This is a genomic window from Aequorivita sublithincola DSM 14238, from assembly GCF_000265385.1.
GTDB lineage: Bacteria > Bacteroidota > Bacteroidia > Flavobacteriales > Flavobacteriaceae > Aequorivita > Aequorivita sublithincola.
The window spans coordinates 2123709-2148753 of record NC_018013.1 but is presented as its reverse complement, the minus strand read 5'-3'; the positions used below and the strand labels follow the sequence as shown (position 1 = coordinate 2148753).

Genomic DNA, 25045 nt, shown 5'->3' with positions numbered 1-25045 from the left:
GGAAAAAAAATTCCAACGGATTTGTATGTTTAAGATTCCTACCTTCGCAGGAATTTATTAAATATCTTCCTGATCTCTAAGATTCTGGATATATTGGGCTTTTTGCATTTGCGCTCTTTTCTTAACTGAAGGTTTCGAAAAAGCTTGTCTTGAACGCAATTGGCGCATAGTTCCTGTACGATCAAATTTACGCTTAAAACGCTTTAGCGCTCTATCGATATTTTCTCCGTCTTTAACTGGTATAATTAACATAGTGTCATCACCTCCTCTCTTTAGGTCGGCAAAAGTAAAAAAAGTATTCAGTATTCAGTACTCAGTGTTCAGTTTTTTTAAAAAATTATTCTTCATATAAAGTTGCACGCTTGCTTAGGTCTTGAATTAGCTTCTCTTCCTCCTTGCTTTCTAACAAAACGTTGTAGGTTTTCCAAAAGGATTCATGGTAAGGTTTGCTTGAAAAAACATCAGCGGACCAGTCGTTTTGCTGCAATTCTTGACTTATTAATTCTGGATCTTCTATAATATCGCTAAATAAAATTTCCTGAACCGTGTAATAATATTGTTCAGCTTTATCAAAACCTGGTTCTGATTCGGTTTTTGTTCTGTCTGAAGATCGGTCGCCTGTGTTTACTAATTTTGGTGTTTCATAATAGATGTAGTTTAAGTACATTTTATCATTGTAATCCTTATAAGTCATTATAAGTTTATGAATTACCTGCGTATCAAAAAGGCTTTTACTACGCTTTTTCTGAATATCGGAGGCAGCGACTAATTCATACTCTACTTTCTTGATGGCGTAGTTGTCATAATAAATATAAATCCATCCTTTTGGCTCAAAACCTTCATTGTAAATATTTGGCGTGCTCAACCCAACAAAATCTGCTCCTTTTGAAATTTTAATTTTGTAAAGTTTTCTTCCGTTATCTACTAAAATGGTATCTAAAGTAAATTGGTGTTTTTCGAGCATATTTTTACCTAACAAAGCGCCCGTAATATTTGAATTTCTAACCAGATTAAGCTTTCCTTTGAAAAGATTTTCTAAACCATTTACGCGGCTGTCGTTCCATTTTATGGCGTCAACTAAAGCAGAAGTTTTAATGTTTTTTCTACTTAAATTTCCTGCTTTGGAGCCTATACTTTTAAGATATGCTGAATAAGTGAAAAGGCTATCTACATCTCTTAAATCGTAGCTTTTTCGGGTTTCGTCCACATTTATTTTCAAGTTGTTTTTTGCGCCCGAAGCGTAGCTAGAATCATATAACGTGATGGCACTTTCAATGAGCCATTTGTATTCTTTTTTGTTTCGCTCTTTGTGACGTAAAAACCCTTTTTGAAGATAAGCTGTTTCAGGCAAATTGCTCGGTAGCTTTTCAATGGCTTTTTGCACGATCCCGTTACCAGTTTTGGGACGTGGATCTGCAACTATTACCACTTCATCTAAAGAAGCAACATCTTCTTCCAAAAAGATATCGGTACCATTTTCAAATTCACCTATAATGACTTTAAAGCTTTTGTAACCTATGGAAGAAATAATTAAAGTGTCTTTTAAATGCTGTGCCGGCACTTTCAATACAAAATTACCATCCGCATTGGATATGGAGCCGATCGTTGTGTTTTCAATATAAACACTGGCACTTTCAATGGGTTGATAGGTTAGGAAATCTGCAACTTTTCCTTTTAGCTCTGTTTGGGCGAAGGTGGTTGCGCCAATGAAAAGGATTAGTAAGGTAAAAAAATGTTTTATGGTGAAATGTTTCATTCCTCGCAATAAGATTTAAGAATTTAAAAAATGAAGATTATTATGTGGCTAGTTTATAAGCAACTCCTACAATAACCATCTTCGCAATAATTAAATTGAATTTTTGCCAAAATGGTCAAAAGAAGTTTAGGTTGCTGGTTTATACTCTTTTCCTTCAATGACCATTTTGGCAATAATCTCACGAAGAATTTCTGAAGTACCACCACCAATCGGGCCAAGTCTGCTATCACGCATCAACCGTGCCAATGGATAATCTTCCATATAACCATAACCTCCTAAAAATTGAAGACATTCAGTCATTACTTCATCAGAAACTTTGGTAGAAATTAGCTTGCTCATTGTAGCTTCTTTTACCACATATTCACCGTCGTTTAAACGTTTTGCAGTTACATAATTAAATGTTTTACAAACCTCAATTTCACTTGCAAGTTGGGCAACTCGATGACGTAAGGCTTGAAATTTTGAAATACTTTTTCCGAAGGCAAAACGATCTTTCATATACTGAATGGTATACTCCAAAGCAAATTCGCTGCGAGCGTGTGCATTGATTCCCATAATGAGCCTTTCTAAAGCAAAATGCTGCATTATATATGGAAAACCAGCGTTCTCTTCGCCCAATAAATTTCCAAGTGGGATTTCGACGTTATCGAAAGCTATTTCTCCTGTGTCGCTTGCTCTCCAGCCTAGTTTGTCTAACTTGTTTGAAGTAATTCCTTTGGTGTCGCGATCCATTACAAATATACTGATGCCTTTGTTACCTAGTTCTGGCGCAGTTTTGGCGGCAACTATTAAATAGTCGCTATAAATTCCGTTTGTAATAAAAGTTTTGGAACCATTCAAAATGTAGCTATCTCCCTTTTTTACTGCGGTGGTTCGCATTCCAGATACATCGCTTCCTCCAAAAGGTTCGGTAATACACAGACAGCCTATTTTTTCGCCTGTAATACTTGGTGCTAAATATTTTTCTTTTTGTTCGTTGTTGGCTTCTTTTTTAAGATGCGTCATTGCAAGATAAGCGTGAGCCCACATCGCTGCTGCAAAACCGCCACTGTTCACTTTTTGAAGTTCTTCCAGAAAAATTACGGTGTAAAAAAGATCTAAATCTAGTCCGCCGTAGGCTTCGGGTTGATAGATTCCGAAATAGCCCATCTCGCCAAATTTCTCCCAAATAAAACGGTCTATGGTTCCAGTTTTTTCCCACTTATCAATATGTGGGACTACTTCCTTTTGAAGAAAATCCTGAAAACTTTTTCTGAAAAAATCGTGTTCTTCTGTAAAATATAAACTCATTGTATTTCTTTTTATTGGATCGTTATTTGAAACGGTTTTGACACCAAGAAGGCGATTTTACACCTTACTCAACGGACAAATATAACTGAATTAGCTGTAACTTTCTTTCCGTCATTCCTTCAATTTTGTCCAGTTCTTGAATGTTGCTCACTTTTTCGTGAAGTCTTCTGTATTCCCAGATTTTCTTTGCCATTTCAAAAGACACCCCTGGAATGGTTGAAATATCTGAGGCCGAAGCCTTATTCACATTGATTTTGGCTATTTGTTTCGGCGTTTTTACAGTGAAAAGATTTAAGGTTCGCTGCACAACTTCTGGGTTTAGACCGTAAATACTATTCAATTCAACATCACTTGAAAATCCTCCTAACTTGTCGCGATCGGAAATAATACGTTTGCTCAATGCTTCGCCGATGCCGCTAACTTGTTGCAGTTCTTCTTTGGTAGCTTTGTTTAAATCAATTTTTTGGACGAAAGACTTTTCAGTAAACCCTTTTTCACTTTTAAAATCTTTAAAATCGGTTTTCGGTTTTGGATTCGTGATCCAAACTGGAAATTTGAAATATGGACTCAGTTCATTCAATAATAAATCTGAGACGCCTGTAACCTTCTTAAAATCCGCAGCAGAATTAATCCATTTGTCTTCTTTTCTATATTGAAGTAAACGGTCAATTTCTTCATTAGACATTCCTAAAGTGTAGCCTTTGTAATCTGTGATGAAGTTTGGGTTGAAGAGATATTTCTTCGGTTTCCGTTTTTCTATTTCAATTAGGCGAAGGGAATCCAATTCCTTTTGCATCGAAACAATTTCCGCAGAAGAGTTGTCAAAAGTATCTTCTTTAGAAAAATTTACAAACCAATACACGCACAGCAATGAGATGATGAGTAGCAACAAAAGTAAAATCCCACTCCGTTGTTGCTTATTGAACGTGAAGTGGGATTTTATATTCATCTTTTAAAAGTTTATTCCGATATGGCGTCCCTTTTCAGTTTTATTGCGTCAAGATATCTTTTTAACTGCTTTTTCACCACAGGGAAAAGGAAGAATAATCCAACCATGTTTGGGAAAATCATAGCAAAAATCATCGCATCAGAGAAGTCCCAGATTGATTTCATATTTGCAGCGGCACCAATTATAATAAAGATACAAAAAAGAACTTTATAAACTAAGTCCATCGTTTTTCCTCTTCCGAAGAGATATTTCCAAGATTGAAGTCCATAATAAGACCAAGAAATCATTGTAGATACCGCAAAAAGGAATACGGCTATGGTTAAGAAAATGTTTGAATATGGAATGAACTCGTGAAATGCTTGGGCAGTAATTCCAGAACCTTCATACGAAACACCATCAATAATAGCAACACCGTGGCCGGTTACATCTCCATACTCAAAGAACCCTCCCATATTAAAAATAATAATAACTAGAGCAGTCATTGTGCAGATCACTACGGTATCAATAAAAGGTTCTAAAAGTGCAACTAAGCCTTCACTTGCAGAATACTTTGTGCGCACGGCAGAGTGAGCAATGGATGCTGAACCTGCACCTGCTTCGTTAGAAAATGCAGCTCTTTTAAAACCTACTAATAATACTCCAATTAAAGTTCCTACTCCTATTGCACTTGGGTTAAATGCCTCTCTAAAAATTAAACTAAAAGCATCATCAATTAAACTAAAATTACTGAGAATTATATACAAACAAGCTACTACATACATAATTGCCATAAAGGGAACTACCTTTTCTGTTACTTGTGCTATCCTTTTTATACCTCCAATAATAATAATACCAACCAAAATTGCTAGCAATACGCCAATCCAAAATCCAGCAGCAGTACTCTGAAGGTCAAATAAATCTTTTAATACAATAGTTGCTTGGTTAGATTGTGCTGCATTACCACCACCAAATGATCCGCCTATACAAAAAATTGCAAATAAAACGGCTGTAATTTTACCCAAAGTTGCGAAGCCTTTTTCTTTTAAACCTTTACTTAGATAATACATGGGTCCTCCATAAACGGTTCCATCTGGGCCCACATCTCTATACTGAACTCCAAGAGTACATTCTACAAATTTGGTGGACATACCTAAAAGACCACAAACAACCATCCAAAAGGTTGCTCCAGGACCACCAAGTGCAATGGCTAAAGCAACTCCAGCAATATTACCATTACCTACAGTTCCAGAAACAGCTGTGGCCAATGCTTGAAAGTGACTAACTTCTCCAGCTGAACTTTCATCACGAATGGTATCTACAATATCGCCATCTATTGCTAGGTCATCATCAAGTGCTTCCACGTGTGCATGAAAGTCGTCAACCTTATTCATATCTACACCTTGAGCAATACCACCTTCACCGTACAAAACTTTTGCACCATGATTTTCTATGTCTTCATATTTACCACGAACAGTTTGTATTGCTCGCCAAAAATATCTGAAATTAGGAAAGCCAAAATATAATGTGAAAAATGTAGCACTAACTACAAGAAGTATCAAAACAAAGGGAATCCCACCTATTTGAAAGAAAACAACACTCGAGAAAAAATTGGAAACCGGTGCAAAAGCTTGATTTATTTGTTCATCAATCCCCATCTCTGGAGGTGCTTCTTGTGCAAAATTTAGTAATGGAATTAAAAATGTGAATAGCGAAAGAAGATATTTCTTCATAGTGGAGTTTTAAGGATGAATTGGTTTTTAAAATAAAAACGAAGCAAGATGCTTAAAAAAAACTAAATATCAAAAAATTGTTCAAAAATTTGTTAATGCTTTCCTAAACTCCATTTGTCCTTTTTATAACTTTTAATTCGTTCAGTGCATTCCGATTCCTGAGAAAAATCTACACAACAAAGAAAAAATGTGCAATAAAAATAAAAATCCCACTTCGTTCTTGTTCAGGGAACGTGAAGTGGGATTTTATATTAATGTAAACTGTTCTTAAATTTCTTTCACTTCTTTACTTTCTTTATGAATGGTAGCATCCATTTTATTTATTTTAATTGCGTTCAGATATTTTCTCAATTCTTTTTTCACTTTAGGAGAAAGCAATACCAAACCAATAATGTTTGGAAAAACCATCGCAAAAATCATAGCATCGGAAAAACCGATTACAGCACCCAAGCTTGAAGAAGCTCCTACAACCAAAAATATTAAAAACAATACTTTATATGTAATATCTGAAACCTTTCCTTTTCCAAAAAGAAACTTCCAAGATTGAAGCCCATAGTAGGACCAAGAAATCATAGTAGATATAGCAAACAAGATAACCGCTATAGTAAGTACTATAGAAAAGTTTGGAATGGCAGAATTAAAAGCCACAGAGGTTAAATCTACTCCGTTGATTGGTTGATTGGTTGCATTGAGCATAACATTACTTGCAGCATCTAGATTTCCATAAGTAAATAAATTGTGCTTCGCATTGGTTATAATAATTACTATAGCTGTCATAGTACATATAATAACAGTATCTACAAAAGGTCCCAACAATGCGGTTAAGCCTTCACTGGCTGGATAACGTGTTTTCACTGCGGAGTGCGCAATTGCTGCAGAACCAACTCCTGCTTCATTAGAAAACGCCGCACGTTGAAAGCCAACAATTAGTACTCCAATAACACCACCAAAAGCAGCATTTGGGTTTGTAGCGCCTTCCCATATTTGATTGGCCGCAAAAGGAATCATATCGTAATTGATTCCTATAATTATTAAACCAGCTCCCACATAAACAATGGCCATAAAAGGAACCACTTTTTCGGTTACGGAACCTATTCTTTTAATTCCACCTATAATTACCAAACCAACAACAACGGCCATAACCAATCCTACATAAAGACCAGCGTTTGGTCCATCCCAATCCATTAATTGTGTTAACTGAGCAGCTGCTTGATTGGATTGAAACATATTTCCCCCACCAAAGGATCCTCCAATGCACATAACAGCAAAAAAGACAGCCAAAAATTTACCAAAGCCGGCCATTCCCATTTCCTTAAGACCACTGGCTAGGTAATACATTGGCCCTCCATAGGTTTTCCCGTCTGCATCTACTTCTCTATATTTTACACCTAGTGTACATTCCACAAATTTTGAAGCCATTCCCAATAGTCCAGCTACAATCATCCATATAGTTGCTCCTGGACCGCCAATGGCAATGGCAACAGCAACACTAGCAATATTTCCCAGTCCTACCGTTGCGGACAAGGAAGCCGTTAATGCTTGAAAGTGAGTAACCTCACCAGGAACTTCTCCAGTTAAATGAACCGTATCGTGAATTTTACCATCCTTTACCTCAATTTCTTGATCCGCAGGAACATGATGGTCGAGTTCATCGTATTTTCCAGCAGCTGTTTTTATACAAATTTTTAAATATCTAAAGTTAACACCATTGAAATACAGTGTGAAAAAAAGTGCTCCCAATAACAAAAGAATAATTACAATCGGCATATCCTTTCCCGCTATTGTTACAGGATAAAAAATTAAATCTACGATTGGGGTTGTGTATTTAGCAAACGCACCATCAATTTTATCTCCAAGACTTTTTTGTTCTTGGGCGAAAGTGAAGATTGGAATTAGAAATGTAATTAGTGAAAGAAGAAATTTCTTCATGGCGGATTTATCAAGTTTAATATTGAAAAAAAAAGCAAGATGTCCAAAAAAGTTAAGAATCTCGAAGAATCGAACAGAAATTTGTTAACTTTTTCTTAAACTCCGTACTCTTTCTTAAGGCTTTCAATTTGTTCTGGACGCCCAATCAATATTAGTTTTGAATTTTTTTGAAGTATAAGTGAAGGTTCCGGATTAACAATATATTCGCCTGTTGGCGAACGATACCCAATAATGGAACAGCCCGTTTTATTCCGCACATCAAGATCTTTTATGGCTTGCTCCCGTCCATGCGGACACATTTTTTCAAAGGATATTTGTTCAACATTGATGCTGTCTTGTTGTCCAGCAACAGTCAGATTATCTAAAAACTCAACCAAGTCTGGAACAACAACCAATGAAGCCATATGGTCGCCGCCAATTTTATCTGGCATAATCACGTTGTCTGCGCCTGCGAGTTTCATTTTTTTGTAGCTCGTCTCTTCACTGGCACGACTTATTATTTTTAGGTTTTTATTCATTTGCCGCGCAGAAAGCACGATGAATAGATTGTCCGCATCATTGGGGGTGGCACAAATTAGGGTTGAAGCTCTTTCTATTCCAGATTTCAGTAAAATTTCGTCTTCAATAGCATTTCCTAAAACAAATAAATTATTTTCATCTGAATAATGATTAATAACTTCTTGGTTTTTTTCAATAATAACATAGTTACGGTTGTAAGCTAATAACTTTTGGGCCGCCTGTTTTCCGTTTCTGCCATAACCGCAAATTATGACGTGATCTTGCATGGAATCTAATTTTTTTTGCACTTTTTTATGTCTTAAATCGCCTAAATTTTTACTTAAAATATACTCTGTAATTACCGAAATGGCGTAAGCAACGATAAAGATACTGGAAATGATGAGAAGCGAAACAAATATTTTTTCCTGCGCACTCAATGGCATCACTTCACCATAACCTACAGTAGTTACGGTGATTACCGTCATATAAAAAGCGTCTATCCAAGAGTATTGTGAAAAAAAATGAAACCCAACAACGCCCGTCATAAACACTAAAAGCAAGAGCAGGATTGCTACCGTAATTTTAGAGCTGAAGAGTTGCTTCATAAATCAAAAACAGAGGTTCGTTTGGTGTTTACTAGATCTTTAAGTTTTAACAAAAAAGCCATCGTAAGATAAAGTGCGAAGCCAACGCCCAAGGTGGCGAAGGAAACATAGATAAAAAAAAGACGAACGCTTTTAGCGCGCATTCCTAATCTATCTGCTAAGCGCGAAGACACGTAAAAACCACGTTTTTCAAGATAATACCGCAATGAATATACTGCTTGCAACATACTCGCAAATTACACTTTTTCAAGCAAAAACTGTGTGTTCATAAATAGAAAATAGAAGTTAGTTCTCCGGAATTTTTCTTTCCGAACCAACTATTGAATTTCCCACGGCGCATTGCAAACATCTGTTTTTATCGCAATATTCACTTTTAAGCTGAAGCAACGCCTGACTTTGATATGCGTTTTTTGAAATTTCTTTAAGTGAATTGAATTTACTTACAATCATATTTTCTTCGGAAGAAATTTCCGCAGCAAGTTCCAATATTTCTTCTGAAACATCTCGTCCTTGTTGCCGTGCGTAACAAAACTTTAGAGGAATTACCGTATTTATTATCAAAAGGTCAATGAAGCTTTTAGTAATTTGTTTTTTTCGTTCTTTTGACGAAATGCCGAAATTGTAATGCGTATTCCAATAATCACTTGCACAAACGTTGAAAAGCGTTTGAAAATCTTTTGCATTTTGAAGACTTATTATTTTCGAAAAAAGGTTTTTCTGCTGAAAATAAACCACTGCAAACTGCGCAAGCCGCAGCGTAGGAAAATTTGGCGGTCGAAGTCTAAAAAATTTAGGAGTAATAACGTTTTTATTATTAAGATGGAACTTATGTTTTAAATAATCATACTTGGTTTTCAGCGTTTTGAAATACCCATCTTCCTTCTCTCCGTCCAGCAAACCAGCTTGACCCATTAATAATGCTTCCAAATCCTGAAGGTCTTGACTGCATTTGTTCACAACAGAAAAATCTACAGATTTTGCAATGCTGAAAAAAGAATCACCATTCACCTTTAACCCAAAATTTTTACAAAGCATTCTGAAAAGCAGGCTTTCCCAATGATTTTGGGAATCTTCCAGTTCTTTAAGAAGTATGGCTTCTTTCTTTTGAAGTCTTTCGAAATAGAGACGTTCCAACCAATTTTCAATCACAAAAGTATCAACAGCTTCAAAATCATTTTCACAATTGATCCACTTTTTTTCCTTTGAAAATAGTTTTTTGTAACGCTCCAAAGTATTTTTGGGAATGTGTTTCTTTATAACAAAAGTTGGGATTGTAGAACCGTCTTTTCTGAAAATTTCGGCATCGTGTTCCCAGACTACGTGAAGAATTACATTGTCATACGCAGGATCAGTTTCGTGTCGGTGTGCATACCAATCTGAAGATTTAATGTGTATTTCAACATTGCCAGCCCAAAGCTGATTGTCTAGTTCAATTTGGGCATTGAAGAAGTCGGGGCCTGAATTTAGATTGTGGCTCCCTTGATCCTTGATGTGGAGTTTTTCATCGTCCGAAGTATAAAAATCAACCACTTCCAACTTCTGAAATTTCCACACATAGTGTAGAAAATCCTCTTTCATTGTAATTTATTTTAAGGGGGAGCCTGTAAAGTTGTAATGTAAATATAAGGAGAAATTATTGTGATTCAACTTTGTCTTTCACCATTTTTTCCTGCATATCTGCTTGCTTCTCTACTTTTTCTGAAATGGTGTCCACAAAAAGAATGCGATTCCATTTATAAAGCCTTCGTGAAAGTATAACGTAGCGGAAAATCCCCACTACCAAAAAGATAACACAAACTACAAGTGCTAAGTAGCCCAAGTAATGAATGTCTCTAAAATCCTGAAGTTGAAGAATAGCAATACCGCCCAAAAGCAAGTAAAGCGAAGAACGAATATAGGAAAGCAAAGTGCGCTCATTGGCCAATTTTGTGCGTTCCAATGCTAAAATTTCATTGGTGTTCGCAGGCAAAGGCTTGGTGCGTAAAAAGCGGAATAATTTTTTTGCTTCGTTTTTCATATTAGGTTAAAAATACGAATAATATATTTGAAAATTTCGCCACGAATTCACAAATAAATATATAATAATATTCGTGAATTTGTGGTAAAAAACTACAAAGCACTTATAACGTCGTGCTTCGTAATTATATTGAATTTCCCATCACCTAAGTCTACCAAAACAGCGTTGTTTTCCTTTTGAATCAATTTTGAAATTTCTTCAATTGGCGTGTTTTTATTTACGATTGGGAAAGGTTTGCGCATCACTTCTTTTATTGGAAGGTCCGCAACATTTTTGTTTTCTAAATACTTTCGAAGTAAATCGGTTTCATCCAAAGCACCCACAAAACCAGTGGTGTCTTCAACAGGAATTTGGCTGATGTTGTATTTTTTCATGCGCTCTATGGCGTGGCCTACAAGCTCTTCTGTTTTTACAGTTATTAATGGAAAGTCTTGATGTTCTTTAATTAAATCTGAAGCGTTTTTAGCCACATCTTCCACAAAACCACGCTCGCGCATCCATTCGTCATTGTACATTTTACCTACATATCTACTTCCGTGATCGTGGAAAAGAACAACTACCACATCATCTTTTGTGAAATTATCTTTTAGTTGAAGTAATCCTTTAATCGCAGCTCCAGCAGAATTTCCTAAAAAGAAACCTTCTATTTTCGCAAGTTTCTGAGTGTAGATTGCTGCGTCTTTATCAGTTACTTTTACGAAACCATCAATTACACTAAAATCAACGTTTTTCGGAAGGATATCTTCGCCAATTCCTTCGGTTATGTATGGATAAATTTCGTTTTCGTCAAAAATTCCTGTTTCGTGGTACTTTTTGAAAACACTTCCGTAAGTGTCAATTCCCCATATTTTTACGTTTGGATTCTGTTCTTTTAGATATTTACCAACGCCGCTAATCGTTCCTCCAGTACCAACGCCTACCACAAAATGCGTCACTTTTCCATCGGTTTGTTTCCAGATTTCTGGACCTGTGCTTTCGTAATGTGCTGCCGCATTGCTTGGATTGTCGTATTGATTAACGTACCAACTATTAGGGGTTTCTTCAGCAAGTCTTTTTGATGTAGAATAATAGCTGCGAGGATCTTCGGGAGCTACGTTTGTTGGGCAAACTATAACTTTACTTCCCACAGCTTTCAGAATATCTACTTTTTCTTTACTCTGCTTATCACTAATTACGCAGACCATTTTATAGCCTTTTACGATTGCAGCCAGCGCCAAGCCCATTCCAGTATTTCCTGAAGTTCCTTCAATAATGGTTCCGCCTGGTTTTAAACGTCCATCTGCTTCGGCATCGGCAATCATTTTTACCGCCATTCGGTCTTTCACGGAGTTTCCTGGATTGAAGGTTTCATATTTGGCAAGTACCAAAGCAGGAATGTCTCCAATTATTTTGTTGATCTTCACCATTGGCGTGTTACCGATGGTTCCTAATATATTTTCTGCGTATTCCATAGTTATTTTTGAAGCGGCAAAGGTACAATTTCTTGATGAATAGAAAAGAATTCAAACTCTCATGAAGTTACTTTCGAATTAAGGCAAAAGCAGGATTTCAAATATTATAACTCGGAAAACCTAAGAATGAAATTCAATTTCAAAAATGTAATCTAAAATTAGTATCTTGAAAATAAAAAATTGATATGAGCCGCGGATTTGTAAAAGAAGGAGACCAAGAAGAAACCCCAATAATTCCACCAAGGGCTGCGCTGCCTGCTGGAGCAATAAATTATGTTACGCCAAAAGGGATGGAATTGCTGCTTGAAGAACGTGAACAGTTAGAAAACGAGCGCGCCAATCTCAACACAACTCATGAACAGCAACGGCGAATTGAATTGGCAGTATTAAATGGCAAGCTGGATTTACTAAACGAACGTATTGCATCTGCAAGAATTCTAGATCCTAAATTCCAACCAAAGGAAGAAGTGCGTTTTGGAGCAAAAGTTTCTTATAAAATAAGTCCCTCACCCACGCTTCAGAATTTTCAGATTGTTGGTGCAGATGAAGCCGATGTAGCCAAAAGAAAAATAGCTTTTGTCGCACCAATCGCGGTTGCGCTTACAGGAAGTAAAGTTGGCGATGTTGTCGATTTCACTATGGGCGAAGATCAAAGAAAACTTCAAGTTATAGAAATTGAATATGATTAGTTGTTAAAAAACGCTCCCATTCCATTATATTTATTCCATTCACTTTTATACAAAGTAAATTTTATTAATTTTGTGCTATGGGAGTAGGTACACTAGCAGTTGGAACAGTCATATTATTTGTGGCACTTTTTATCGTTTCTGAATTGAAGGAACGACTTTAAAAAAATCTAACTAAACTTTATTAATTATAATTACAGGAGCGATACCTTTTCGCAATCTGACAGATTTGTTTTTGACCTATTTCTACTTCCAATTTGTATAAAACTGCTCTCCTTTTTAAAATTCCTTCCCTTTTCATATTATTCGTCATATTCTATTATTTAAAAGAATAGTGGTTTCAAGACGTATTGTTATATTGCAGATTATTATTCGAAAATCCTCTATTATGAAAACGTTACGACTACTCTTTATCTTTTTATCAGTTCCTCTTTTTGCCCAACAAGGCGGTATGTGGATTCCTTCACTTTTAGAAGGAATGAATGAATCTGAAATGACCAACCTCGGTATGAAAATGACTGCCAAGGATATTTATGATGTTAACAATGCAAGTCTAAAAGACGCTGTGCCGCATTTTAATGGCGGTTGTACTTCCGAAGTAATCAGTAACCAAGGGCTTTTACTAACTAATCATCACTGCGGTTATTCACAAATTCAGAGTCATTCTTCTTTGGAAAATGATTATTTAGAAGATGGCTTTTGGGCGATGAACTTAAAGGAAGAACTTCCCAATCCAGGAGTTACCGCTACTTTTATTGTGAAAATTGAAGACGTAACCACCAAAATTATGGATGGTATTACCGCGGCAATGAGTGAAGCTGAAAAACAAAAAAAGATTGAACAAAACATTGCGAATGTCACGCAGACTTCACCAAAAGAAGCTTATCAGGAAAACCGCGTACGTACTTTTTATGAAGGCAATCAATATATGCTTTTTGTGGTGGAAACCTATAAAGATATTCGTCTAGTTGGCGCTCCGCCTTCTTCAATCGGGAAGTTTGGAAGCGATACTGATAACTGGATTTGGCCAAGACACACAGGCGATTTTTCTCTTTTTAGAATCTATGCCGACAAAAATAATCGTCCCGCAGAATATTCTAAAGACAATGTACCTTTCACTCCAAAACACTTCCTACCAATTTCATTAGACGGGGTGGCAGAAAATGATTTCACTTTGGTATTCGGCTTTCCAGGAACTACTGATGAATATTTACCTTCTATAGCAATTGAGCAGGTTATAAACACCATCAATCCAGCCCGAATCGCTATTCGCGATGCTGCTTTAGCTATTCAGGATAAATATATGCGTGCAGATCCGCAGATCAAGATTCAATATGCTTCTAAGTTTGCTCGTATTGCCAATTACTGGAAAAAGTGGCGAGGCGAAACCCTTGGTTTAACAAAATCGAATGCAGTTGGAATTAAAAAACAACAGGAAACCGCGCTTACTTCTGAGATAAATAAAAAAGGTAAACAACAGGAATACGGCCAGATATTACCACAATTTGAAAAACATTATACCGAAATAGAACCTTATTCCCTCGCTCGTGAATATTACGTTGAAACCGTTTTGCGAAACGTGGAGCTGCTCCGTATAGCTTATCAAACCTACCAATTGAAACAAGCTTATGAAAATCGTGGCGCTCAATCTTTTGAAGATAGAAGAAACAACCTCATAGAAAGAGCGGAAAGTCATTATAAAGATTACAGCAAACAGGTGGATGAAGAGGTTTTTGAAGCTTTAATCGCGCTTTATGTAAAGAATGTTCAACCGCAGTTTTTACCAGATTTCTTTAAAAACTTAAATGCGCAATCACTTACCAATTCTGTATATAAAAAATCAGCTTTTGTGGACTTTGCTTCCTTAAAAAATCTTTTAGAAGGTGATGCCGAAACAGTTATGGCAAAGTTAAACAACGACCCGGGATTCCAAGTTGTAAGCGACATGGCAGATGCTTATAATGAAAAAGTAGCTCCAAAATATGAAGAATTAAAGCTAAGTATCTCTGGTTTGGAACGTGATTATATGAAAGCATTATTAGAGCTTAGTCCAAAAGATGCTCGTATTTTTCCAAATGCCAACAGCACCCTACGTGTAACCTACGGAAAAGTGGCTGGCTACTCGCCTGCTGATGCTGTTTATTACGAACCTGTAACTCATTTGGAAGGCGTAATGCAAAAATACATTCCTGGCGATTATGAATTTGATGTCCCTCAAAAGCTGATCGATCTATACAAAGCCAAGGATTATGGGCAATATGGCGAAAATGGTAAAATGCCGATTAACTTTATAGGAACCAATCACACTACAGGCGGAAATTCTGGAAGCCCTGCAATTGATGCCTACGGAAATCTAATAGGTCTAAACTTTGACCGTGTATGGGAAGGAACAATGAGCGATTATTACTACGACCCTGCCCTATCGCGCAACATTATGGTTGATATTCGCTACGTGCTTTTCATAATGGATAAATACGCCGGAGCGACTAACTTAATTAAAGAGTTGAAGTTGGTGCATCCCAAAAAAGAAATAGGGAAATCCAAAAAGAAGAAAAAGAAGAAGTAATTACAATGTTTGGTTAAGTTCATCGGATAGCTATCGAATCAACTTTGTTTCGAAAAGTCATTATCAAAAACTACAAATCCACGAATAATTATAAAAATTATTCGTGGATTTGTGGTTTTATAATAAAATTATTTCAAGCCACGCGCTTTCAGCATAGGCTCAATCTTTGGATCGCTACCGCGCCAATCTTTATACATTTTTTCAAGATTCATGGTGTTTCCTTTTGAAAGAACCATATCTCTAAAACGTTGTCCGTTTTCACGGGTTAAGCCTCCGTGGGTCTCAAACCAATTGTAAGCATCGTGGTCTAGCATTTCCGTCCAAGAATAGGAATAATACCCTGCCGCATATCCTCCTGCAAAAATGTGAGAGAAATAAGTAGAGCGATATCTTGGCGGAACAGCGTGGACCACATCAAGTTTGGTTTTGTTTAAAGCTTCTTTTTCAAAAGCATTTACGTCTTCAATCTTTTTGTCTGCGGAAATGGTGTGCCATTGCATATCCAGATTGCTTCCAGCCAAGTTTTCAGTTAAACTATATCCTTGATTAAAAGTTCCAGAATTTTTTATTTTATCAATTAGTTCTTGTGGAATCTGCTCGCCAGTTTTATAGTGTTTTGCGTAGTTTTTCAGCACGTCTGGATACAAGGCCCAGTTTTCATTGAACTGTGAAGGAAACTCTACAAAATCGCGCGCAACAGCTGTCCCTGAGAGTGAAGGATATTGTTGGCTTGCAAAGAAACCGTGAAGTGCATGACCAAACTCGTGAAACATTGTTGTAACCTCGTCAAAAGTCAACAAGGCAGGTTCATTGCCAGCAGGTTTTGGAATATTCAAAACATTATATATTACCGGTTTCTTATTATAAAGTTTGGACTGAGTAACAAAATTAGACATCCAAGCACCACCACTTTTGCTAGGTCGCGCAAAATAATCTGTATAGAAAAGTCCAAGCGGATCTCCGTTTTCTTCGAAAAGCTCATAAACTTTTACGTCTTCTTGATAAACTGGAATGTCTGTTCTTTCTTTGTAAGTAATTCCGTAAAGTTTATTGGCGGCATAAAACACACCTTTTTCAAGCACATTGTTCAACTCGAAATAAGGCTTTATTTGGTTTTCGTCTAAGTCATATTTCTCTTTACGAACCATTTCAGCATAATAGTTCCAATCCCAAGGTTCCAAGGTAAAATCTTGTCCTTTGGATTTTATCATTTTCTGGATTTCATCAGATTCATCTTGTGCTTTGGCAGTGGCGGCAGGGATTAGCTTACCAAAAAATGTATTTACATTTTCTGGCGTTTTCGCCATTGTTTTCTGAAGGCTCCATTCAGCATAGTTGTTAAAGCCCAAGAGTTTCGCTTTTTGGGCACGCACTTCTACCAATTCCTTAATAATTTCTCTAGTATCATTTCCCCCTTGATCTGCCCTATGCCAAGCCGCCATAAACAATTTTTCTCTGCTCGCTCGATTGTCCATAGATTGCAACAAAGGTTGCTGAGTAGTGTTCTGCAACGGAATTCTCCAACCTTTTCCATCTTTGGTTTCTTTAGATTTTAGGAAATCTTCGTCAACTCCCGCCAAGTCTTCTTTATTGGTAAAAGTTACTGCACCGGCATTGTTGGCATCCAAAAGGGTTTTTCCAAACTTGGTGGTAAGCGTAGCTATTTTTTCATTGTACTCTTTTAGCGTTTCTTTATCTTCAGAAGAAAGATTGGCTCCTGCTATTTTAAAATCTTCATAGTATTCCTCCAATAGTTTTAATGATTCTGCATCCAAATTGAGCGATTCCTTTTTATCGTATAATGTTTTAAATCTTTTGAACAGTTTTTCGTTCAAGTAAATCATGTCATTTTGAGCAGCGAATTTCGGCGCCATTTCTTCTTCTACAGCTTGTAGGGTTTCGTTTGTGTTTGAACCAGCCAAAGCGTAAAATATTTGTGAAGACCTGCTTAACAACTCACCACTTTTTTCAAGGGCGAGCACAGTATTATCAAAAGTGGGCTCTTCTACAGAGTTGGCTATTGCTTCTACTGCTTTTTTCTGCTGTTCAATTCCTTCCAACATTGCAGGCTGAAAGTTTTCATCTTTTATTTTTGAAAAATCTGGGGCGCCATAAGGCAACGTACTTTCAGAAAGTAACGGATTTTCGGTAGTGTTCATTTGTTCATCACTTTGGTTTTCTTTTTCTATGGAATTATTGCAGGCCACAACAAGCATGGCAAGCGTTAAAAAAGGAATTGCTTTTTTCATTTCTATAAATTTTTTGGATTGTATGGTAAAGATACAGAATATGTATTCTTTTTATCCTGAATGTCATAAAATCAAAAAACCCCTCAGCAGAAGCTGAAGAGGTTTCCTTTTTTTGGGTTGATTAATTATTTGGGGAATATTGTTTAATCAAGCGCTTCACAGTGCTTGCGTTGTTACCAATGATCTGAACAACGTAAACTCCAGCGGCAAGAGATGAAACATCTACTGCTTTCTCACCTTGCATTTCGCGAAGGTTTGTCTGGCTTACTAGTTTTCCGATTATGTCATAAATCATCATTTTTTCAAGAGAAATATTGGTTTTGTTGACAAGGTTCACCACATTAGTTGTTGGGTTAGGGTATAACGCCAAATCTTGATCCAATGAACTTTCATTGATTCCAAGCACAACACTATTGCCATCTAATGTAACAGCGGTCTGTGACAGCGCTCTACCGTCAAATGTTGCTCCTGTCTGCATAGCTATTTGAGTTTGACATAATATATTTCCACTAAAATCTGATGTTGTTCCAAGGGTAACTTGACCAGCCACCTGCCAGAAGATGTTGGATGCCTTTGCCCCTCCACTAAGAGTAATAATGGCTCCGTTAGCTATAATTAAATCCTGCGCTATCTCGAAGATCCAAACATCTGTTGGGCTACCTGAGATTGTAACACCACCAGCAGAAACCAGAACGTTGGTTCCCCATTTATAGACACCAGTAGTTAAGGTTTGTCCCGTAAGATCTCCAGCGTAAAGTTCAGTGTAATCTGGTATTCTTCCGGCAGCATCGGTGTATGCAGTTTCCATATCGCTCACAGCCGTAGTCAATAGTGTTGGAGTTGGAGACGTATAGTTTGATGCAAATATTTTTCCATCAACTAAAGATGAAGTTGCAAATTGACCTGAAGGATCTAATATTAAACTAAATCCAGTTATGGCAGTATGGTCAATAGGACTAACCCCAATATTTCCAACAATAGAAGTGGTTCCTGTAGTTGAAATTCCTGATTTTGCTAAAACCACGAAATTACTAGAAGTTCCAAGATTCACTGGCAATGGCGATTGTGACAGAGCCGTAGCAGGCAAAATAAAAGCGATCATCAGAATAATTCCGAAAAAGCACTTCAAGTTTATTAAAGTTGTTATGGATTTTTTTGTATAATTGTTCATAATCATTTCATTTGCAGTGGATTATAATAGGTCAAAATTGGTCTAATATGTACTGCAATAGTTAAACAATAGTACACTAATAAAGGCCCGCGCATAGCCAATCTTTAGCCAAAGTGTAAGAAAATTCGACAAAACAGCATTTGTACAAATCATTTTCACATATTTAAACCATTAATTTAAAAATCTATGTTAAAAAGATATCTATGATTAATTTACTATGAAAACTAACAGTAAAGCATTAAAAAAGCCTTTCCGTATTTTGGGAAAGGCTTTTATATGATATGATTTAGAGAAAAAAGGTGTTTAATCATTTTCCAATAGCTATTTAGCATACCCAAAAAACTAGGGGAGTATGTTTGAATATGATGAGCTAGTGCAGTTTTGGATTTCTAAATTATACATTCTTGCAAAACCGCTTTTATTTAGATTTTTAAAAAAATTTTAGAAGGTTTTGTAATGCTTCAATTTGTTTAAAATCAAAAAACCCCCTCAGCAAAAGCTGAAGGGATTTCCTTTTTTTGGTTGGTTAATTATTTGGTAATTACTCTTTAATCAAGCGTTTCACAGTGCTTGCGTTGTTACCAATTATCTGAACTACATAAACGCCAGAAGCAAGTGATGAAACATCTACTGCTTTTTCACCTTGCATTGTGCGAAGGTCTGTTGTGTTTACTAGTTTTCCGTTTATGTCATAGATCATCATTTTCTCTAAAGAAATGTTGGTCTTGTTCACAAGGTTAACCACATTGCTCGCTGGGTTTGGATATAATGCCAAACCTTTGTCCAATGAGTTTTCACCAACACCAATTGTGGTTTCCACAGTAAGTACAAAACTACAAGTAGAAACGTTTCCGTATTCATCCTCGGCAGTTAGTGTAATGGTGTGTGTTCCATCAGGAAGCGGAGTTCCCACTGCTGGAGACTGGCTTGTGATGGTTACTGGGTCGGTACAGTTGTCAACAGCTGTAGCTTCGCCAGTTGCAAAATAGTCTGGCAAGATGTAGAACAAGCCACCAGCTCCTGGATCAACAGTTTGATCTGCTGGGCAGGTAATTACTGGAGCAAGTTTGTCTACCACATTTACTTCGGCAGTACAAGAGGCAATGTTGCCACTAGCATCACTTACAAACACGGTAATCATTATTGGAGTTCCAATATCTGCACAGCTAACTGTGGTTACATCTACTGCGATGGTGCTAATTCCACAAGCTTCAACTATATCAGAAAGAAGGCTATAAGGATCGATGGTTGTAGTTCCATCAGGTCCAAGCTCAACTTCTACAACATTGCCTGTTCCAGCAAGTTCATAGCTGAGATCAAAATTATCTACGCCAGCTGCCCAGCCCCAACCGCCAAGATCGTCAAAAGTCCAACGAACTTGGAACGCTGCATTTGCAAAAGCAGAAGCATCAATTGACTCCGTTTGGATGTTTGGAACCAAATCTGCATCGTAAAGTGCTATTTGTTGCCAAGCTGTTCCATCATAAACCTCAACAGTGAATGTTTGGTCTCCAGATTCCTGGAAAGCAACATCATAGCCAACCAATACATTGGTTGCGTCTGTAAGGTCGTATACTGGAGAAGATAAGGAAACTTTATTGGTTTGTCCACTACCAGCTGCGTCATCATTAAAGATTGCTGCGTTGGATGTGAAATCATCACCAGTAGGCATTGCGCCAGAACCAAAGGTCCAATCTGCAACTCCAGCTAGAATCTCAGTAGACCATCCTGCAGGAACGGTAGTTCCTTCAAAATCCTCTGTTTCTGAAACTGTTGGATTTGTTCCACAAGTAATTACAGGAGCAATGTTGTCAATAACATTAACTGTTGCTATACAGGTAGACTCGTTTCCACTTGCATCCGTAACTGTTACTTCTACTTGGTTTGGACCAAGGTCTGCACAAGTGAAGTCGAGACCGCCACCTGATGAGCCAACTGTATAGTTGATTGTTCCATTCCAAACTCGGTTAGGGAATACGGAACCAGTAAAGACTCCTGCAACAGAAGTTCCTAGATTAATAGAAAGATCTGCATTGTCATAACATTGGTTTCCAGGACAACCTGTACCATTGGTGTATTTTACTGGTACATTCATAATTACGGCAATACCATAAGTAGTATTCGCAGAAAGTGTAACGGGTGTTGCAAGAACTGCATTACTCGGATTGTCAATTCCAGCTCCGGTACCTGATCCAGAAGTTACAGCTGCTCCCCAAGCACCAGCGTTGGTTTCATTACCTACATAAGTACCTACTAAAGTATATAAATCTAAAGTAAAGGCTGTTGTAGCATCTGTATTTACATCAAGATCGGTGATCTCAATATCGTTTGGACCTACGGAAACGTCATACATTACAGTCCAGTTAGCAGATCCTCCATTGCCTGAAGCAAATAAGGTTGTAAGTGAGTCTGAATATCCACCACCGGCTCCGCCAGCAGTAACAGTATATCCACACGCTTCATCAACGCTCAATAAAAGATCGTTTGGATCTACACTTGCCATTCCGTTTGCATCAAGAAATACATCAAGACCACCACCGGCTGCAGATTCGTAGTTCAACAAGAAGTTATCTATTCCTGCGCCATAAGCCCAAGAACCCTCATCGTCATAGGTAAAACGTACTTGGAAATTAGCATTGGCATATGCCATCATATCAAGATCACCTGTATTAACTGGACCAACGTCAATATCGTCAACAATAAGTATCTGTTGCCAAGTTGCTCCATCATAAACATCTACTGTCAGTACTCCAAAGCCTATAAAGTCTTTCAAAATATAATCAAAAGATACAGTGGCAGAAGTTGCGGCAGAAATATCATATACAGGAGATAGTAAACTAACTAAGTTTACTTGTCCGCTTCCGGCTGCATCATCATCAAAGATGGCTGCATTGGTTGGGAAATCTGCACCTAATGGCATATCGCCTGAACCAAATGTCCAGTCGTAAGTTCCTGCTTGTATATCAGTAGTCCAACCAGATGGAATAGTAGCACCTTCAAAATCTTCAGATACGGAAACAGTTGCTACTCCACCAATACAAGTGATAACAGGAGCGGTAACGTCTTGTACGGTAACGGTAGAAGTACAGGTTGCAATATTTCCAGAGTTATCTGTAATAGTAAGAACTACGGTGTTTGCACCAGTCATTGTGCAATCAAAAGATGAAATATCCAAGCTCATAGAAGCAATGCCACAGTTGTCTGTAGAACCATTGTCCACATCAGCAGCTGCTATTGTTGCCATTCCTGTTACTGGGTCTATATCTACTGTTATGTCTTGACAAACGGCTACTGGTAGCTCGTTGTCATTTACTGTAACTGTAAAAGAACAGGTAACGGTGTTGTTATCGCTATCAGTTACTGAAAGTACTACTGTAGTAACGCCTACTGCGAAAGTACTTCCGCTAGCAGGAGTAGCTATTATCGATGCAGAAATATTTCCATCTTCATCATCAATAGCGATACCAGCAAAGTTTGCCACTGCACCGCAGGTTCCTGGAGCATTGTTTATAACAATATCTGCAGGACAAGCAATGATTGGCGGATTACCTGTGCCAACCACAGGGAAACCACTTACGGTAAGTTCAAATGCACCAGTAGCTCCTCCAAAGGAATGCACTAATACATAATATGTAGAAGAACCATCTGTGGTAAAATTCACAGCACTTTGAACACCACAGGAGTCATCATTTCCTGTAACACAGGTAAAGGTTCCACAACTACCGGTATAAACAGAAAGCTTAGTATCATAAGATGTACCAGTGCAAAGACTTAAATCTACAGTACCTCCTGTTCCCGAAACATCAGTAAATTTGTACCAAACACCGGGTGAAGAAACTGAGGTTCCACAAGCCGGAGCCGCATCAATTGTTGCTCCAACTGATGTACCTGAAATTACACCGTCCCCTGTTATGGTTATTGCATTAGCGCAAAGATCGTTTGCTGGTGCCGGTGGCGGTGGTGATATAAGTTGAATGGATGACACAAAACAAGATGCTGCAGTACCACAAGTAGGAAATAGACTACTGTGTATGTGAGATCTAAGTGTTGTTACCGTAACCCCAATAACAGTAACGGGAGACGGTCCAAAAGCAATAACATTATTGCTGGTGTCGGTAATTGTAATAGAAGCAGCCGTAGAGGTAAAAGTGTAATCTTCACCAATCAATAGGCCACTTACTGTACCGTACTCGCCACCAAAGTTACAGGTCGTAATATTCTGAACATTTCCAGAATTATTAGACACAATAGTGCCAAAGGCCGAAGTAGCAATACATTGACTAAAAGAACTCCCAATTGCAAATAAGAGCAATAAGAGTGTTAACGTAATTTTCTTCATAATTTCATAAATTTAAATTTATAGTTACTAGTTAATATGTCGTTAAAAATAGTTAAATTATCCCTAATTACAAATTAATCCTGATAACTATAATTTTAAAGAATTAAGAAATATTTCAACTGAACAAAAAAAATATAAAATATGTAAGTCATAATCGTCTTATTTAAAAGCAACTAACACATTTCCTTCGGAAAAAAATATTCATAAAGCCTAATTTTCAATGCTATTAATTTCTTGTTCAGAAACTTCAAAAAAGAGGAATAAATTAGAATATTCAGATAATGGAACAAAAGAAAATCCTTCGCGTAAAGAAATCGGAATGTTTTCCGAAGCTGTTTTTTCAGATAATAACAAGGATAAAGACCTAGATCTTTTAGAACCGATGAGGGGATGGCTCCCACCTTTTTCACAAATAATAATGGAAAGTTTACTAAAAACGAAACCAAAATTGGGCTCGAAAATACCGAAGGCTAGTGGTTTATCGTAAGTGCCACCGATTTTTAATTTTACGTTTTAAATTTGGCAAACCTAACAGGTCTCTTAAATCTGTTAGGTCTTTACATTTAAGTATTTGGCTTGACCCAACCCCTTTAGCGGAGAGTTTTAATAGTATTTAAAAGAAAGGTCGGTACTGCTCTACCCGAAAATCGATGGTAGTTTTTTCAGGAAATTCAGCTTTCATTTTTTTATAGGAAGCAAGACTTCCCACTGCCCTATTCGCAGCTCCTGAAGGTGCAATTAAGGAAACTGTTTTTACAATTCTACCATTTTCAGGAAGTTGGAATTTGTGAATTCTAGGCACTTTGTTGGAAACCAATTCTAATGAAATATTGTATTCTTTTAATTTTCTTCGGAAGAAATATTCTGGACCATTTTTACTGTTTCCTCCTGTGAAAAGAAGCGTGTCTATTTTTGGGTTTTGCTGAAGAATAACAACCAAGTCACGTAATTCTGCTTCTTGCATTCCAATATCTGAAGCATCCACTTTTTCGCGTCTCGCAGAAGCTACTATATCACAAATACCAATTCCTCTTTTTTTAAGAAAATATTCGCGTTGTTCTATTGCTTCGGCTGTGGTTTCAAACTTTAAGTTTAAACCGAAAATCTTATCTAGAATGGTCCATAATTGTCCGTCACGACTGCCGTAGCAGAAATCTACATCGCCCTCCTTCAATTCGCCAGTTGTGAAACGCGGCGGCGGAAGCGTACCTACAATTAACTTAGTAGCGGTTTCGGGAATATACGGTGGATATGGGTGAATGTGGTGGAACAAAATGATTTACGGTTTTTGATTAACGATTGCTGATTAACGATTTTTGATTTTTCGCGAAGCCTCGAGGTCAGTTTCGGTTTCGTCCCTTTAGTTATCGGGATCGATTTCGATTTCTTTTTCGATTTAAGTTTCGATTTCAATTGTATTATTCAGTTCTAAAATTTTTTGAATAAAAGCTTCATTGGTTTTTGGGCTGATGTATATTTCATTGAATTTATCATAATGTACAATCAATCCTTTCCTTGCAGTAGCAGGCTTAAAACCAACCCACATTGTTTTTCCAGCTTCAATTTTCCGAATGCTTTCAATTTTTATTTTTCCTCTAAAAGGACCACTTCTATATATGAAATGAGTTTGATTCAGTTCATAATTGGTTGTAAAAAATATCCAAAACACAAACCCAACAAGCGCAAAAATAACAGCAGATGTCCAATATTCTTTTGGTTCAATTTCACCAGTTATGTGCCCATAAACCGTAATACCAATCAAAAATGTATTAAGTCCAAAAATGATTACAATGAAAAGAAAATCCTTTCTGCTTTTAAATTTCATTTTTA

At 37.1% G+C, this 25045-nt stretch carries 19 protein-coding genes; 3 read left to right on the top strand and 16 right to left on the bottom strand.

Annotated elements, in window-relative coordinates:
- Positions 1 to 57: 57 nt before the first annotated feature.
- The 11 genes from rpsU to AEQSU_RS09830 all read right to left on the bottom strand — a co-directional run bounded on the left by rpsU (position 58) and on the right by AEQSU_RS09830 (position 12204).
- A complete protein-coding gene (gene rpsU, locus AEQSU_RS09880; protein ID WP_014782721.1) occupies positions 58 to 252 on the bottom strand; it encodes a 30S ribosomal protein S21 in 195 nt (64 codons plus the stop codon).
- 85 nt (positions 253 to 337) lie between these two features.
- The gene (locus tag AEQSU_RS09875) at positions 338 to 1756 is read right to left on the bottom strand and encodes a carboxypeptidase-like regulatory domain-containing protein (RefSeq protein WP_014782720.1); all 1419 of its coding nucleotides are present in this window, start codon (positions 1754 to 1756) and stop codon (positions 338 to 340) included.
- 126 nt (positions 1757 to 1882) lie between these two features.
- Entirely contained in the window at positions 1883 to 3046 is a 1164-nt protein-coding gene (locus AEQSU_RS09870; RefSeq protein WP_014782719.1) for an acyl-CoA dehydrogenase family protein, read from the bottom strand.
- 64 nt (positions 3047 to 3110) lie between these two features.
- Positions 3111 to 3995 carry a ComEA family DNA-binding protein gene (locus AEQSU_RS09865; RefSeq protein ID WP_014782718.1) on the bottom strand — a complete coding sequence of 295 codons (885 nt, stop codon included), beginning with the start codon at positions 3993 to 3995 and terminating at the stop codon, positions 3111 to 3113.
- 11 nt (positions 3996 to 4006) lie between these two features.
- Positions 4007 to 5704, bottom strand: coding sequence for an alanine/glycine:cation symporter family protein (locus tag AEQSU_RS09860; RefSeq protein ID WP_014782717.1), 1698 nt, complete (start codon positions 5702 to 5704; stop codon positions 4007 to 4009).
- Positions 5705 to 5971: 267 nt separating this feature from the next.
- On the bottom strand, positions 5972 to 7633 hold the full coding sequence (locus AEQSU_RS09855; protein ID WP_014782716.1) for an alanine/glycine:cation symporter family protein: 1662 nt from the start codon (positions 7631 to 7633) through the stop codon (positions 5972 to 5974).
- A gap of 95 nt (positions 7634 to 7728) precedes the next feature.
- A complete protein-coding gene (locus AEQSU_RS09850) occupies positions 7729 to 8736 on the bottom strand; it encodes a potassium channel family protein (protein ID WP_014782715.1) in 1008 nt (335 codons plus the stop codon).
- Positions 8733 to 8963 carry a PspC family transcriptional regulator gene (locus tag AEQSU_RS09845; RefSeq protein WP_014782714.1) on the bottom strand — a complete coding sequence of 77 codons (231 nt, stop codon included), beginning with the start codon at positions 8961 to 8963 and terminating at the stop codon, positions 8733 to 8735. The genes AEQSU_RS09850 and AEQSU_RS09845 overlap by 4 nt, the downstream gene beginning before the upstream one ends.
- Before the next feature lie 58 nt (positions 8964 to 9021).
- Entirely contained in the window at positions 9022 to 10314 is a 1293-nt protein-coding gene (locus AEQSU_RS09840) for a DUF2851 family protein (protein ID WP_014782713.1), read from the bottom strand.
- A 55-nt stretch (positions 10315 to 10369) separates the two neighbouring features.
- Positions 10370 to 10753 carry a DUF202 domain-containing protein gene (locus AEQSU_RS09835; protein ID WP_014782712.1) on the bottom strand — a complete coding sequence of 128 codons (384 nt, stop codon included), beginning with the start codon at positions 10751 to 10753 and terminating at the stop codon, positions 10370 to 10372.
- 92 nt (positions 10754 to 10845) lie between these two features.
- A complete protein-coding gene (locus AEQSU_RS09830; protein ID WP_014782711.1) occupies positions 10846 to 12204 on the bottom strand; it encodes a pyridoxal-phosphate dependent enzyme in 1359 nt (452 codons plus the stop codon).
- A 185-nt stretch (positions 12205 to 12389) separates the two neighbouring features.
- Here AEQSU_RS09830 and AEQSU_RS09825 point away from each other — a divergent pair, with 185 nt between their 5' ends.
- Together AEQSU_RS09825 and AEQSU_RS09820 are read left to right on the top strand one after the other, a co-directional pair.
- Positions 12390 to 12893: a GreA/GreB family elongation factor gene (locus AEQSU_RS09825; RefSeq protein WP_014782710.1), complete on the top strand. Its 504-nt coding sequence runs from the start codon at positions 12390 to 12392 to the stop codon at positions 12891 to 12893.
- Positions 12894 to 13278: 385 nt separating this feature from the next.
- Positions 13279 to 15456, top strand: a complete 2178-nt coding sequence (locus tag AEQSU_RS09820) for a S46 family peptidase (RefSeq protein ID WP_042491877.1) — start codon at positions 13279 to 13281, stop codon at positions 15454 to 15456.
- 128 nt (positions 15457 to 15584) lie between these two features.
- On the opposite strand, the gene AEQSU_RS09815 is transcribed toward AEQSU_RS09820, so the two are convergent.
- From AEQSU_RS09815 to AEQSU_RS09805, 3 genes are all read right to left on the bottom strand, one after another.
- Positions 15585 to 17705 (bottom strand): M3 family metallopeptidase, encoded by a 2121-nt coding sequence (locus AEQSU_RS09815; protein ID WP_014782708.1) that lies wholly within the window; start codon positions 17703 to 17705, stop codon positions 15585 to 15587.
- 121 nt (positions 17706 to 17826) lie between these two features.
- Positions 17827 to 18876: an ice-binding family protein gene (locus tag AEQSU_RS09810; protein WP_052309036.1), complete on the bottom strand. Its 1050-nt coding sequence runs from the start codon at positions 18874 to 18876 to the stop codon at positions 17827 to 17829.
- Positions 18877 to 19417: 541 nt separating this feature from the next.
- Positions 19418 to 23215, bottom strand: a complete 3798-nt coding sequence (locus AEQSU_RS09805; RefSeq protein WP_014782706.1) for an HYR domain-containing protein — start codon at positions 23213 to 23215, stop codon at positions 19418 to 19420.
- A gap of 220 nt (positions 23216 to 23435) precedes the next feature.
- Here AEQSU_RS09805 and AEQSU_RS09800 point away from each other — a divergent pair, with 220 nt between their 5' ends.
- A complete protein-coding gene (locus AEQSU_RS09800) occupies positions 23436 to 23702 on the top strand; it encodes a hypothetical protein (protein ID WP_042491874.1) in 267 nt (88 codons plus the stop codon).
- A gap of 126 nt (positions 23703 to 23828) precedes the next feature.
- Here the strand turns inward: AEQSU_RS09800 and AEQSU_RS09795 are convergent, their stop codons facing one another.
- Both AEQSU_RS09795 and AEQSU_RS09790 read right to left on the bottom strand, forming a co-directional pair.
- Complete coding sequence (locus tag AEQSU_RS09795; protein ID WP_014782705.1) at positions 23829 to 24488, bottom strand: uracil-DNA glycosylase family protein; 660 nt, start codon at positions 24486 to 24488, stop codon at positions 23829 to 23831.
- A gap of 123 nt (positions 24489 to 24611) precedes the next feature.
- On the bottom strand, positions 24612 to 25040 hold the full coding sequence (locus tag AEQSU_RS09790; protein WP_014782704.1) for a PH domain-containing protein: 429 nt from the start codon (positions 25038 to 25040) through the stop codon (positions 24612 to 24614).
- Positions 25041 to 25045: the final 5 nt, after the last annotated feature.